Source organism: Microbulbifer variabilis, from assembly GCF_052468405.1.
This window is the reverse complement of the sequence record NZ_CP174343.1, coordinates 3374300-3387653: the sequence shown is the minus strand read 5'-3', so window position 1 is coordinate 3387653 and position 13354 is coordinate 3374300. Positions and strand designations below refer to the sequence as shown.

At 48.5% G+C, this 13354-nt stretch carries 9 protein-coding genes; 1 reads left to right on the top strand and 8 read right to left on the bottom strand.

The genetic code is table 11. The features are described from left to right. The first annotated feature begins 83 nt into the window (after positions 1–83). Positions 84–569: a redox-sensitive transcriptional activator SoxR gene (gene soxR / locus ACJJJB_RS15400; RefSeq protein ID WP_020414660.1), complete on the top strand. Its 486-nt coding sequence runs from the start codon at positions 84–86 to the stop codon at positions 567–569. Positions 570–629: 60 nt separating this feature from the next. Here the strand turns inward: soxR and ACJJJB_RS15395 are convergent, their stop codons facing one another. The 8 genes from ACJJJB_RS15395 to ACJJJB_RS15360 all read right to left on the bottom strand — a co-directional run bounded on the left by ACJJJB_RS15395 (position 630) and on the right by ACJJJB_RS15360 (position 13288). Further along, positions 630–1355: a dienelactone hydrolase family protein gene (locus ACJJJB_RS15395; protein WP_020414661.1), complete on the bottom strand. Its 726-nt coding sequence runs from the start codon at positions 1353–1355 to the stop codon at positions 630–632. A 696-nt stretch (positions 1356–2051) separates the two neighbouring features. After that, complete coding sequence (locus ACJJJB_RS15390; RefSeq protein ID WP_445365125.1) at positions 2052–2762, bottom strand: LysE family translocator; 711 nt, start codon at positions 2760–2762, stop codon at positions 2052–2054. Positions 2763–3298: 536 nt separating this feature from the next. Beyond that, entirely contained in the window at positions 3299–3706 is a 408-nt protein-coding gene (locus tag ACJJJB_RS15385; protein ID WP_020414664.1) for a VOC family protein, read from the bottom strand. Positions 3707–3947: 241 nt separating this feature from the next. Further along, positions 3948–6716 carry a nitrate reductase gene (locus tag ACJJJB_RS15380; protein ID WP_445365124.1) on the bottom strand — a complete coding sequence of 923 codons (2769 nt, stop codon included), beginning with the start codon at positions 6714–6716 and terminating at the stop codon, positions 3948–3950. Further along, entirely contained in the window at positions 6716–7162 is a 447-nt protein-coding gene (gene nirD, locus ACJJJB_RS15375; RefSeq protein ID WP_445365123.1) for a nitrite reductase small subunit NirD, read from the bottom strand. Before nirD ends, ACJJJB_RS15380 begins: the two co-directional genes overlap by 1 nt. 85 nt (positions 7163–7247) lie before the next feature. Continuing rightward, entirely contained in the window at positions 7248–9785 is a 2538-nt protein-coding gene (gene nirB, locus ACJJJB_RS15370; RefSeq protein WP_445365122.1) for a nitrite reductase large subunit NirB, read from the bottom strand. Between the two features lie 268 nt (positions 9786–10053). After that, complete coding sequence (locus ACJJJB_RS15365; protein ID WP_020414669.1) at positions 10054–11835, bottom strand: bifunctional protein-serine/threonine kinase/phosphatase; 1782 nt, start codon at positions 11833–11835, stop codon at positions 10054–10056. Then, positions 11825–13288, bottom strand: coding sequence for a NarK family nitrate/nitrite MFS transporter (locus ACJJJB_RS15360; protein ID WP_020414670.1), 1464 nt, complete (start codon positions 13286–13288; stop codon positions 11825–11827). The genes ACJJJB_RS15365 and ACJJJB_RS15360 overlap by 11 nt, the downstream gene beginning before the upstream one ends. Positions 13289–13354: the final 66 nt, after the last annotated feature.

Here is a 13354-nt window from a genome sequence, read left to right as displayed (position 1 = left end):
TTCCTTCCTTTACTTGCATTGGATCGCGGCGCAGTGTAAAACCTCAAGTAATATTGAGGTCAATGGTTTTGGGAGGCCTTTAGGTGACTAAGGCGAAAAATGACAAAGCTGCTATCCAACCGGGGCAAAGTATCCGGCGTGAGTTGACTGTTGGAGAGGTGGCAGAGCGCTGTGATGTAGCGGTAAGCGCTCTGCACTTTTATGAGAGTAAGGGGCTGATTAGCAGTTGGCGCACCAGTGGTAACCAACGGCGCTACTCCCGCGATGTATTGCGGCGTGTGGCCATTATCAAGGTGGCACAGAGTACCGGTATCCCACTGGCCGAAATCCGTCAGGCGTTGGCAACCCTTCCGAATGGACGCACGCCGACAGCTAAAGATTGGGCCAAGCTCTCGGCAGGCTGGCGTGAGGACCTCGACCAGCGTATTCGCCAGCTGACCCAGCTGCGCGATCGGTTGGAAGGTTGTATAGGCTGTGGGTGCCTTTCTATGGATAACTGCCCGTTACGCAACCCAGGGGACCAGGCGGCAGAGCAGGGTAGAGGTGCTCTCTATCTGAGTGAAGATTAGAGTTCTGAAATTTAAAAGGCGATTTGTGCCCGGTAGTAAATTTACCGGGCACAAACATTGTCAGTTGAAGATTTTTTGGTAGAAATCCAGGGCGCCCTGCCAGGAATCCATCGCCGCTTCCTGGTTATATGCGAGTGGTAGGCCGAACTTCTCGCCTCGCTCAGTTGCGGCGGGATTGGTAAATCCGTGCAGTACACCTGGATAACTCACCAGTGTGAGCTTGGCTCCCGCTTCTTGCATCTCTTCAACAAAAGCACCGACCTGTTGGGGCGGAATCATGGCATCGGCACCGCCGGTATAGACCTGTATTTCGGCCTGGATCTTGCCTTTTTTCGCGACAACATCGCTGGTCAGAGCACCGTGAAAGCTGACGGCACCACGCAACTCGAGGCCGAGGCGTGCCATGGCTAATACCACGCCGCCACCAAAACAATATCCCTGTGCAGCAATGCGATTGGGATCAACACCGGCGTGTTGTTGTAATAGCGAAAGTGCTGTACGAAAACGCGCTTCCAGAACCACGGGGCTTTTGAGGGCCTCATCATGGAATTTCTGCGCCTCGGCAGGGTCATCGGTTTGTTTGCCGGTACCGAACATGTCCACTGCAAAAGCGTAGTATCCAAGTTCGGCCAGCCGGTCTGCCTGTTCCCTCACAAAGGCATTATGTCCCCACCACTCATGTACCAGAATGACTCCGGGGCGCTTTTCGTTAATACCGCTGTCCCACGCGAGGTAACCGGTAAAGGAATCACCATTTACCGTATAATCTATGACTTCATTTTCCATAATCTCAGGGCCTGAATTGTGAGAAAATTGTAAGCTTACTTGATAAAAATGTCTGAATCTCAAAGTTTCTATAGGAGATAATTGATTAAATAATTTTGCCAATCAACGCCTTCAATTTAGTAATGTTGACTTCAAGATTATTAAAATATACTGAAAAACCCATATCCTCGGTATCATAGTTTTTCTCTACAGATGAGGATTGAATGTTATTTTATTGCAAAAATTGTTGAGTGGTACCAGGATAAAAAGGATCTGCAAGAAGGTAAATTGCATATTCCAGCACCCAGAGTAGCCGCACTTTTTAGGCCAAGTGGTTGATTCACTGGCACAAAATCAATCAGACATACACAAGTGTAGAGCTGATAGAGGCCAAAATTATCTACTTGGCGTCCAATTGCACAGTCCTATCGTTTGTTGAACTTAAACATTATATTTAGTTACGTCATCTGCAAAGCAATAAAGTCATTTCATTTAATACTGAATTTGGATGCTATTCTTAAATAGTGAGTTCAGAGACGGGCTTCTAGCAGAAATTAAGCAAGAAAAATTGCTAGAAGTGCTAACTAAATTATATAAGGGTGTCAATGGCGATATATAATGAAAGCATTTCTTGATTTGCATAGTTTTGGTCGGCCAAAAATTTTTTAAATAACCCTGCACTAAATTAGTGGGGTTAAAGGCAAAAATAGAAGAGCTCTATAAATTGGTGAGCCCGGATTGTCCAGTTAGGAGCTTTGTATACAAGAGATAGAGCGCACAAAGGATCAGAAGCCCCCCCATAATACCGTTAAATACTTTTACCCGGTGTTCGGTACCTAGTAGTAATCGAGCTCTATCTCCTGCCAGAGCCCAGATTGCCAAAGATGTATAGCATACGAGGAAGTAGATTAGTACAAAGGTCATTAAACTGGAGTGGCTTTCTGCACTCGAGAATAGTGCAACTCCAGATATGCAGGCTACCCACGCTTTAGGGTTAAGCCATTGCAACAAAAATCCTTCATGGAATCTCGGTTTAGTCTGCTCTGCAATATCAATAGTTGCATCAGAAGCCGTTGCTATCTTATAACCGATATATATCACATAAGCCGAACCCAGTATGGCCAGATATTGTAAAAACTTGGGATAAACAGCCAGTAATTGATAAAAACCGAAGCCAATGGCTGCCAATAAGAGGGTAAATCCTATTGTTGCTCCTGAAACAAATGGCATTGTCCGGCCAAAACCATAATTGACGCCGGAAGAAATAATTACCATGTTGACTGGCCCCGGCGTGATCGACATGGCCAGAGAAAATCCGAACATAGCTAAAAGTAAAGACATATAGCTTTCCTGTTGATAATTATTGATATCCGTCAGTAAAAGCCTTTTTGGGGCTGCATGCAAGTTGATTGAAAACAGCTTTTTCATAAATGGTCAAAGTGAGTTAAATCATTTTTTCTATAGGAAAGAATTCCATATTGAAATGGTGGGCTTTAATTTGGCCTTTCGGGATGCGTAATAAAGATATAATCCTCTAATCGTCCCAAGTATATTAAGCCATAGATGTGAACACTCTTATTAATGCTCAGGGTGCCATCAATTATTGAATAGGAGGCTCAATATTTCCCTTCGCCAGCGTGCACTATTGTATGTGGTTTTTTTGTGATAATCATATTTTGTGTTGCGATACTAACTCAGGATTTTGGTATATCAATAGCTGGCTAGAATAATTGCCGATCCCTAAATGACTTTTTTCAAAAAAATGTAGTTATACTGCTTTTAATGAGCTTGATAGGTGGTTTGTGATTAAAATGTCGGGATACTCCAGGGGCTTTTCTTTAATGCTGCTATTCCATCCGTGAAAGCTGCTAAAAAATCTTCATTGGCTGAGTAATCAGCCATCTCAGGTTTTTTACATTTCTGTTCTTCGGGACTGGAAAATTATCAAGCTGTTTCGGGGTTCCCTAAGTGGTTGGCGGGCCCTTAAGCTCTATAACATTGTGCTCGGGATCTGAAATATAGATTGATGGCCCCATGCCTTCGGCTCCGTAGCGCTGCTCTACTGGGGAGGCTTCGACATTATTTTCACTCATGTATTTGTGAATTTCCCTTGGGTTAAAAGGATCAACACGCAAGCAGAAGTGATGCATATTACGTCCCTCTTTTCCTGGGGCTGAGCCTCCCGCTAAACCAATGGAGTGGTCTACCGGAACCAGGTCAATCAGGCAGTTGCCGGCTCGCATCTGGTAAAGCCCGAGGTCTTCATTTTCCCGCTCCATCTTGCAGCCGAGGATTCCTTCATAAAAATCGCGCATAGCGCTTAGTGATTTTACGCGTAAAACCACGTGATCAATATGGTCGATTTTGAACATGGAAACCCCGTGTGCTTGATTGAAAAGCTTCGCTATGACGCGCTAGATATATCGGCCTTAATTGTAGAGGGAATAAAGTTGATATTAACTTGAGAGGGCCCTTGCAACGCCATAATAGAGGCCTTTCTGCTCTAAATCGGCAGGTCAGCCTCTAAAGGAAATAATTTCATCCACAGATAGTTATTGTCTTGGGGATATTGCGGGGATGAATTGGACCCTTCTGTTAATTCAAAAGGACTTCCTAGGCGCCAGCTGCGTAGTTTTCTTTAAGTTCTTTGTGCTTATTTTTGGCAGACTTAACCACTTCGGTCTCCATCGTAGCGGCTACTGCCTGTCCGGAAACACCACTTTCCCGCGCTGTGCGGATCAGGGCAGATATTTCCGGTTTACAAGAACCGCAGCGGGTTCCACACCCGAGTGCATGACCTAGCGCTTCTACGGAGTGGATGCCATTTCCAATTGCTTGCTCGATCTGCGGCCGGGAAATCTGCATACAGGTGCAGACCATACGCACACCGGCTGGGATAGGGTGTAGCAGTTGAGCTGGAATTTGGGGCATATCGAGTTGCAAATAGCGCTCTAGAGTCCGTCGATCCGGTAGGTTGTGCCAGTCGTTATTAGCAATAATCAGTAGTTGGAATTCATCGTTATAGGCCAGCCAGCGCTGACTCTTTAACGTCTCGACCTGTTGCCAGTGAATATCGGGGATATCTTGCAATAGCATTGCACCTAACTTGCGGCCATCCAGGGGATGGCACAGAGCCAGCTCAAAGCGATAACCACCATCACAAGGCACTCTGTACCAGTGCAGGAGGTTGCTGTCGTTATGTGTTTGTAACCACTGCCATAGACTTTTGGCTACTGGATCAGGGCAGATCAGGGTGGCATAACTGTGGCATTCGAGGGGCTGTAGTTGAACTGGTACCTGTTTGAACTCGGGTTGGCCTGATAGGGGATCAACAACTGCTTCGGTAAGGGCGCTGACTTTGGACTCCTGCGCAAGAGTTTGGCTCCAGTGGATGGGCGCAAATAACTCTCCATGTTTTTGTGCGGCATTTAGCGCTGCGCGTCCGCACATTCTGCCCTGCGCACTGCGCAGCTCTACCAGGGCTCCCTCGTCAACACCGTATTCCCTGGCATCTCTCGGATTGATCTGAACCTCAGTAATTTCGCTGTGGTCGAGCAGCTTGCGTGAGCGGCCGGTGCGGGTCATAGTATGCCACTGGTCACGCATGCGTCCGCTATTGAGCCACAATGGGTAGGCCTTATTAATTTGCTGCTGGGGAGAGCGGGGTGTGATAGGAATAAAATTAGCGCGTCCGCTTTCGGTAAAAAATCTTCCATCTCCAAACAAGCGTGCACTGCCGTTGGGGTTTGCAGTATTGACCGGCCACTGCACCGGTTGTAGCTTGTCGTAGTCACTGCGTTGGATATTCCCAAAGAGGGAAATATCAAAGGCTCGGCTACCGTTATTTTCAAAGCCGGATAATTGAGCGTGCTCGCGGAAAATATCTGCGGGATGTGAATAGCTGAATTGATCCTCGAATCCCAGACGACCTGCCAAGTCACAAATGGCCTGCCAGTCATGCCGAGCCTCTCCGCTTGGTTCCTGGAAGGGCCTTTGCCGGGAGATACGCCGTTCTGCATTGGTAACCGTGCCATTTTTCTCTCCCCAGCTAGTAGCTGGTAACAGTACATCGGCACACCGTGCGGTATCTGTATCGGCAATACAATCGGAAACAACTACCAGCGGACACTTGCGCAGCGCTTCTGCCACTCGGTCTGCCTCTGGCATGCTCACTGCAGGATTGGTGGCCATAATCCAGATGGCCTTAATCTGCCCACTTTCCACTGCGCGGAACATATCTACTGCTTTTAAGCCGGGAGTCAGTGCGACCTGCGGAGCGCACCAGAAACGGCCTACCCGATCAATGGCATCCATATCGAATTCCATATGGGCAGCGAGCATATTCGCAAGGCCACCCACTTCACGCCCCCCCATGGCATTGGGTTGTCCCGTGATTGAGAAAGGGCCCGTTCCCGTTTTTCCAATGCGCCCTGTAGCCAGGTGACAATTGATGATAGCGTTGTTTTTATCGCTACCACTGCTGGATTGGTTGATACCCTGGGAATAAAAGCTGATTGTTTTTTCTGTTTCGGCAAACAGCTGAAAGAATGCCTGTAATTTTTCTGTAGATATTCCACAGGCCAGCGCGGTTTGTTGAAGAGACCAGTGCTGAGCTGCGACGAGGGTATCCTCAAAGCCCTGAGTGTGTTGCTGAATATATTGATGATCAAGTTGATTGTGCTGTGCGAGGAAATTAAGCAAGCCGTTAAACAGGGATGCATCACTGCCTGGAATAATAGCGAGGTGTAGGTCGGCCATTTCACTGGTAGCACTCGCACGAGGGTCTATGACGACCAGTTTTGCACTGCCTGCCTGCATGCGCTGGAAAAGGATTGGATGGGTCCAGGCGGCATTGGAGCCAATTAATATAATAAGGTCTGTGTGTTCCAGGTCACCGTAGCAGCAAGGTACGGCGTCTGCTCCAAATGCACGTTTATACCCGACAACTGCTGAGGACATGCACAGACGTGAATTGGTATCGATATTAGCGCTGCCAATAAATCCCTTCATCAGTTTATTGGCAACATAGTAATCTTCGGTAAGTAGCTGCCCGGAGAGATAAAAGGCTACGGAGTCTGGACCATATTCACGGATATTTTGCGCAAAGCTATCGGCCACATAGGACATGGCACTATCCCAGTCACACTCCTTTCCATGCAAGCGAGGACGTAGCAGCCTATCACGTTCACCGAGGGTTTCCCCAAGCGCGGCGCCTTTGACACAAAGTTTGCCAAAATTAGCGGGATGTTGGGTATCGCCACTGACTTTTATAGCCGTAGTGTCCGCGCGCTCTTCCTTGTCGACCGTTACTCCACAGCCTACGCCGCAATAGGGGCAGGTAGTGCAGGAGCGGCGCGCGCTCAAAAATTCCGTTACTGCCATTACTGTATCTTATTGCAGCCGATGTAAACCTTATCCTCATAAAGTGCCAGTGGGTAGGTGGCAAGCCTGATATCGCTATCTTCCATGCAGACTCCATCGCTTAGGCGGAAGTGGTGTTTATAAAGTGGGGAAGCAACAGTCAATTCCCCCTCCATTTCCGCAATAATTCCTCTTGCAATTACGCCAGCTTGTGCGATCGGGTCCCAGTTGTCAACGGCATAAAGCTGTTGCTCCTGATCGGGTAAAAAAAATAGGGCGATACTTCTCTGTTCAATAATTTTATTGGCTCTACTGAACATCTCCGTAGGATATACAGAGGTATCACCCCAAAGGGCACACACCCCTGAGTTATTCACCAGATCTGATCGCTGACAGATTGGTAACCATTGAGGGTGGGTTATGGCAATTGAATTTGTGTTGCTTTGTTGCAGTGCGGCTAAGCTCATAATAATTTCCTTTCAAGACTTTAAGAGGTTAAAAAGTGAAGTCTTCATCATTTGCGGGCCGGTGGGTTAAGCTGCCGGGTTGGTGTCATGCGGACTCTGCGGTTTCCACAATTTCTTCCACAGTTGCCGGTCGTGGCTGACCACGCTCTTTGACAAAAATTATTTTTTCATCTGATTGGTCACTATTGACAAACTGGCGAAAACGTTTGAGCTTTTCGGGATCGTTGACCGCAGTTTTCCATTCACACTGGTAGGTATTGACTACACGTTTCATCTGCGCCTCCAGCTCCACACAGATATCCAGCTTGTCATCAATAATGACTTCACGCAGGTAATCGAGACCGCCGTCGAGATTTTCGAGCCATACTGATGTGCGCTGTAATTTATCGGCAGTACGTACGTAAAACATTAAAAATCGGTCGATATAACGGATCAGGGTTTCGCTATCCAGATCGGTGGCAAATAAATCTGCATGGCGAGGGCGCATGCCTCCATTCCCACAGACAAAAAGGTTCCAACCTTTTTCGGTGGCGATTACTCCCACATCTTTGCTCTGCGCTTCAGCACATTCACGGGTGCAACCCGATACCGCCATTTTAATTTTGTGTGGTGAGCGAAGGCCCTTATAGCGATTTTCCACAAGCAGAGCCATGGAAACACTGTCTTGCACTCCGAAGCGACACCAGGTACTGCCGACACAGGATTTGACTGTACGCAGAGACTTTCCGTAGGCATGGCCGGTTTCAAAGCCTGCGTCAATCAGTTCGCTCCAGATTTCCGGTAGTTGCTCCAGCCTCGCACCAAATAGATCGATACGCTGACCACCGGTAATTTTTGTATAGAGGTTATAGCGTTTAGCGACTTCACCAATAACAATCAACTTTTCCGGCGTAATTTCACCACCGGGAATACGAGGCACTACTGAGTAGCTGCCATTTTTCTGCATATTCGCCATAAAAGTGTCATTGGTATCCTGCAGTCCGACATGGGACTGCTCGAGAATATGCTCATTCCATAAAGAGGCGAGTATGGAGGCTACGGTGGGTTTACAGACCTCACAGCCATGACCGTTGCCATGTTTTTCCAGCAGTCCGGCAAAGGTTTTAATTTCCTCCACCTGAATAATGTGAAATAACTCCTGGCGTGAGAAGGGGAAGTGAGCGCAGAGATGATTGTTTACTTCCATGCCCAGTGCGGCCAGCTCGTCGTCAACAATATCCTTCAGCAAGGCGGTGCAGCCACCACAACCAGTGGAAGCCTTGGTTACTTCCTTGACTTCAGCTAGGGAGTGGCAACCTCCGGCAATAACATCGACGATCTGGCCCTTACTCACATTATGACAGGAACACACTGTAGCGGTTGCTGGAAGGGCTGCTGCACCCAGGGTAGGAGTTGCACCTTCTGCTGCAGGTAAAATTAGTTGCTCCGGGTGTTCGGGCAACTCGATATTATTCAGGTGATATTGCAGCAGGCTATCATATTCACTGGTATCGCCAACCATTACGGCGCCGAGTAATTGTTTCCCGGTGCTATCGGTAATCATGCGTTTATAGATGCCGCTCTGCTCATCGACGAAAGTGATAGCGGCAGCACCGTCACTGCGTCCATGGGCGTCACCAATAGAACCTACCTGAACCCCGAGAAGCTTGAGTTTGGTACTCATATCGGCGCCGGTGAAATTTTCCTCTTCTCCAACCAGCTGGGCAACAGCTGTACGCGCCATACTATATCCCGGCGCGACTAGACCAAATATTTGATTTTCGTACAGGGCGCATTCACCGATAGCAAAAATATCCGGGTCCGAGGTTCGGCAACTGCTGTCAATAACTATGCCGCCTCGCTCTCCGGTTTGTAGGCCCGAAGATTTTGCGAGTGAGTCTTGGGGGCGAATACCGGCGGAGAATACAATCATATCGGTGATAAGTTTCCTATCCCCTTTAAATTGCATACATAGGCGACCATCCACTTCTTCAATGAGTTCGGTGGCTGTACTGGTATGCACCTGGACCCCCAGGTCTTCAATTTTATTGCGTAACAGCGTTGAACCGCCGTCATCGAGCTGGGTGGCCATTAACCCCGGTGCAAACTCCACTACATGAGCTTCGAGCCCCAGAGTCTTTAATGCATTGGCAGCCTCAAGGCCGAGCAGGCCGCCGCCAACTACAACACCTGTTTTGGCATTCACGGCAGCAGAGCGGATTGCATCTAAGTCTTCGATGGTCCGGTAGACGAAACAGCGCTCGTGCTGATGGCCCGGAATTGGCGGCACAAATGGATAGGAGCCGGTGGCGAGTATTAGCTGGTCGTAGGAACGAGTGATGCCGCTGGCAGCGGTGACTATTTTATTTTTTCTATCAATCTCCTCAACCCGGTCGTTGAGCAGAAGCTCAAATCCCCATTGCTGGTATTGCTCAGTTTTACCCATAGCCAGGTCTTCTGTACTGAGACCAGAAAAATATTCAGACAGATGAACCCGATCATAGGCTGGCCTTGGTTCTGCACAGAAAATGGAAATTTCAAAACTTGTGGATTTTTGATGATTGGCCAGCTGTTCAAGGAAATGGTGTCCCACCATACCGTTGCCAATCACGATCAGCTTTTGTTTCTCTGTATTTACTCTCATTTACATTCCTGCCGTCTCAATTTGTTTGTTCGGCAGGGGCAGGCCCAGGAAAAGCAGCAAGGGCGCCTCCTCTTCTGCCGAAGAGTACAGGCGCCGTTGCCTCGAAATAGGGGAGTATTTTGTTGGTAATTAAATACATTCAATCTCCATGCCAACTTTATTTATAGAAATGGTAGCGTTTTGGCTCGATTGTCTACGATATCTGCGACAAATTAGTGCATGCGGCAATTTTCTTGCGCATTGAAAGTGCTTATTCAAATCCTGTGTGCTAGAGCCAGAAGAAATAGAGCAGATGTGAGAGCAGTAATAATAGAGCCAGTAACTGCCAACACAGCAGAGGATTGCGTTCCAGGAGTGGGCGCTTATTTGGCAACTTGAATTCTGGATTTGGAACCTGCAAATCCTGGATAAATTCCGATAGTGCGATGTAGCGTTTCTTTGGATCTGCCGCACAGGCTTTGTGTAAAGCTCCATCTATCCAGTGCGGAATATCGTCCCGATACCGGGAAGCCCTGGTAAATTGCATCTGGCTGTAACTTTTCAGATGGTAGTGATAATTGCCGAGACGCTCTGGATAGGGATATTTACCGGTGAGAAGTTCATAGGTGATTACTCCGAGGGAAAATATATCTGAGCGGTGACTGGCGCTATCACCAAAAAAGAACTCCGGTGCTGTGTAATTCTTGCTACCGGGGGCACATTCGCCGGATAAGTGTAATTGTTCTCTGAGTCCGGGACCATCAGCACCACCCAGATCAATAATTACGAGGCGCCCGTCATTGCGCATCATAATATTTTCTGGTTTGAGATCGCCGTGAACGATTTCCATGCGCTGCAGGCTTCGCAGAGCACTGACCAGTTGCCCGAGGATATCCCGTACCTGGGGGATTTGTGGTTGTGGGTTTAATTGCATCCACTGCCGTAAAGTCTGGCCTTCAATATATTCGAGAATATGGTAAAGGCAACGCCGCTCTTTGTTGGGAGCGAAAACTTTAATAATTCCAGGGTGAGTTATTCGTCGTCCGGTCCATTCCTCGGCAACAAAACGCTCGATATATAGGGGATCATCACAAAAATTGACCGAAGGGGTTTTAATTACTCGGAGTTTGTCTGTGTTCTGGTCTCGTGCCAAATACAGGTGGCTGCGATTGCTGGCGTGCAGTTCCTGTAGAATTTGAAAGTTATCGAGTTTCTGTCCCGGGCGCAGGTCCGGCGCAAATGGCAATTCTCGATTGCGCATTGCCAATTCATCACACTCGGGTAGGCCAACGGAGTTTACCCTGCAAACTATTGCGCTTAAGTTGTCTGTGGATCCTGCTTGTAAGGCTGTATCAATTAGTTGTTGCGGAGTGTAGGCACAGAAATTCTGCAGCAGCGCCTTAATAGTATCTTCCTGTAGGAAATCGTGGATACCATCACTACTGAGCAGGAAAACATCACCTGCTTGTAAAGCTTCACAGCGGTAGTCCACGTCAATATGCGCATCCATACCCAATGCGCGACTTAGAAAGGTACGCCCCGGGCCAAGGGTATGGCTGTGATCACGGCTAAGGTATTCCAGTCTGCTATTTCTCAGACGATAAATTCTAGAGTCTCCAATATGTACCAGGTGAGCGCTGGTACCTTTGAATATAACGGCGGAGAAAGTAGTCAGCCATCCTCGCTGGATTTCAGTGCTGCCGCCACTCTGACGGAAAAGCCAGCTGTTGAGGGAATGTAATACACGTGCGACGGCGTGTTTGGTCGACCAGGTTTCCGGAGTACTGTAGTAGTCAGAAAAAAAACCATTGATAGCGGCTCGAGCTGCCTCGCCGCCAGCCTCTGCATTGGCAACTCCATCAGCGAGCGCTGCGAGGCTGCCGTGGCGCTGTAGCTCGGCTCCTTCCGGAAGCCTGACCGCGCAGGCGTCATCATTATGCTGCCGAAGACCGGCACAGGAGGCACTAAACAGCTGCAAGGCACCATAGTAATTGCCCTGCCCACAGTTTGTGGTAGCGGGACTGTCACCTTTCAGTCCCGCAGTTATTTTTATACCGCTGTCATGCGACATCGATCATGGATACGCTGCCATCGGGAAGTACTTCCGCCATTTGCCCTTCTGGTTCTTCCAGCATTAACAGGGCAGTAAAACCGAGTACTGCCGTGGCGCAGATGACCAGGAAGAAAGTCTGGTAGGACACCATGCTTAGCACTGTAAGGTAGAACACTGCTCCCACATTGCCATAAGCCCCTGTCATTCCGGCGATCTGCCCGGTAAGTCGACGCTTGATTAGAGGAACAACAGCGAATACGGCCCCTTCACCAGCCTGTACGAAGAAGGAACAGGCCATAGCAGCCGCAACGGCCAGGTACAGTGGCCATTCTGCATCGATCAAACTCATGGCGAAGTAACCCAAAGCGAGGCCTGCAGTCAGTATCAGCAGAGTGGGCTTACGTCCCCAGCGATCACTGATCAGTCCTCCCGCTGGGCGCGACATCAGGTTCATAAAAGCGTAGGCGGAAGCCAATAAGCCAGCCTTTACCGGATCCAGGGTAAAAGTCTCGGAGAAGAACAGGGGTAACATGGAGACCACGGCCAGCTCAGAACCGAATGTTGCAAAGTAGAGTAGGTTCAAAACAGCGACCTGCTTGAATTTATAACGGTGCACAGGTGCAGGAGGGTTACTGAGTACCTCCCGATTAATACTGTAGGTTTTTCGTGCGTCCAATAGATAAAGTACTACCAGTCCGCAATAAATCAGATTTGCAGTGAGGCTGGATATTAAGTTGACTCCGCTGGATAGTTTCCAGGTGAGCAGTGCCAGAGCTGCATACATAGGTACTTTCATCACCAACAAGAGGACAAAATCCCCAGTGCTGGTAACTTCCATTGCACCAATTTTCTTTGGTTTAAAATAGGTAGACCCCTTGGGGGTGTCGGTAACCGAGAAGTAGTAAATCACGCTGTATACAAGCGCAATCACTCCTGTAAGGCCAATGGCGTAGCGCCAACCATCATCGCCTCCAAAAAACAGTGCAATGGTTGGTAGGGACATAGCTGCGGCAGCGGAGCCAAAGTTACCCCAGCCCCCATAAATGCCTTCGGCAGTTCCCAGTTGGCGGGCTGGGAACCACTCCGATACCATGCGAATGCCGACCACGAACCCCGCACCAATAAACCCGAGCAGGAAGCGGCCTATTGCCGCCTGTACAAAATTGTCTGCCAGGGCAAAAATAAAACAAGGCACGCTACCAATCGCCAGCAGGAGAGAGTAGGTGAGCCGTGGACCATATTTATCTGTCAGCATTCCTATTACGATGCGAGCAGGAATAGTCAGAGCCACATTTAGGATCAGTAGGGTTTTAACTTGATCCGGACTAAGCGATAAGCTCTTGGCAATTGCCATTAATAGGGGAGCATGGTTAAACCAGGCAAAGAAGGTGATAAAAAAAGCCACCCAGGTAAGGTGAAGGATTTTTATCTTCCCGCGGAACGAGAATAGATTGAGTGTATCACTGGACATGCGCATTTCCTTTATTTGCTAATTCCGCAGGCACAAAAAAAAGCCCATAGCCACAGCCGGTAGACT

Excerpts from the sequence above, each read along its gene's own strand:
- ACJJJB_RS15395 (WP_020414661.1), bottom strand. The coding sequence starts at position 1,355 with ATGGAAAATGAAGTCATAGATTATACGGTAAATGGTGATTCCTTTACC.
- ACJJJB_RS15390 (WP_445365125.1), bottom strand. The coding sequence starts at position 2,762 with ATGAAAAAGCTGTTTTCAATCAACTTGCATGCAGCCCCAAAAAGGCTT.
- ACJJJB_RS15385 (WP_020414664.1), bottom strand. The coding sequence starts at position 3,706 with ATGTTCAAAATCGACCATATTGATCACGTGGTTTTACGCGTAAAATCA.
- ACJJJB_RS15380 (WP_445365124.1), bottom strand. The coding sequence starts at position 6,716 with ATGGCAGTAACGGAATTTTTGAGCGCGCGCCGCTCCTGCACTACCTGC.
- nirD (WP_445365123.1), bottom strand. The coding sequence starts at position 7,162 with ATGAGCTTAGCCGCACTGCAACAAAGCAACACAAATTCAATTGCCATA.
- nirB (WP_445365122.1), bottom strand. The coding sequence starts at position 9,785 with ATGAGAGTAAATACAGAGAAACAAAAGCTGATCGTGATTGGCAACGGT.
- ACJJJB_RS15365 (WP_020414669.1), bottom strand. The coding sequence starts at position 11,835 with ATGTCGCATGACAGCGGTATAAAAATAACTGCGGGACTGAAAGGTGAC.
- ACJJJB_RS15360 (WP_020414670.1), bottom strand. The coding sequence starts at position 13,288 with ATGTCCAGTGATACACTCAATCTATTCTCGTTCCGCGGGAAGATAAAA.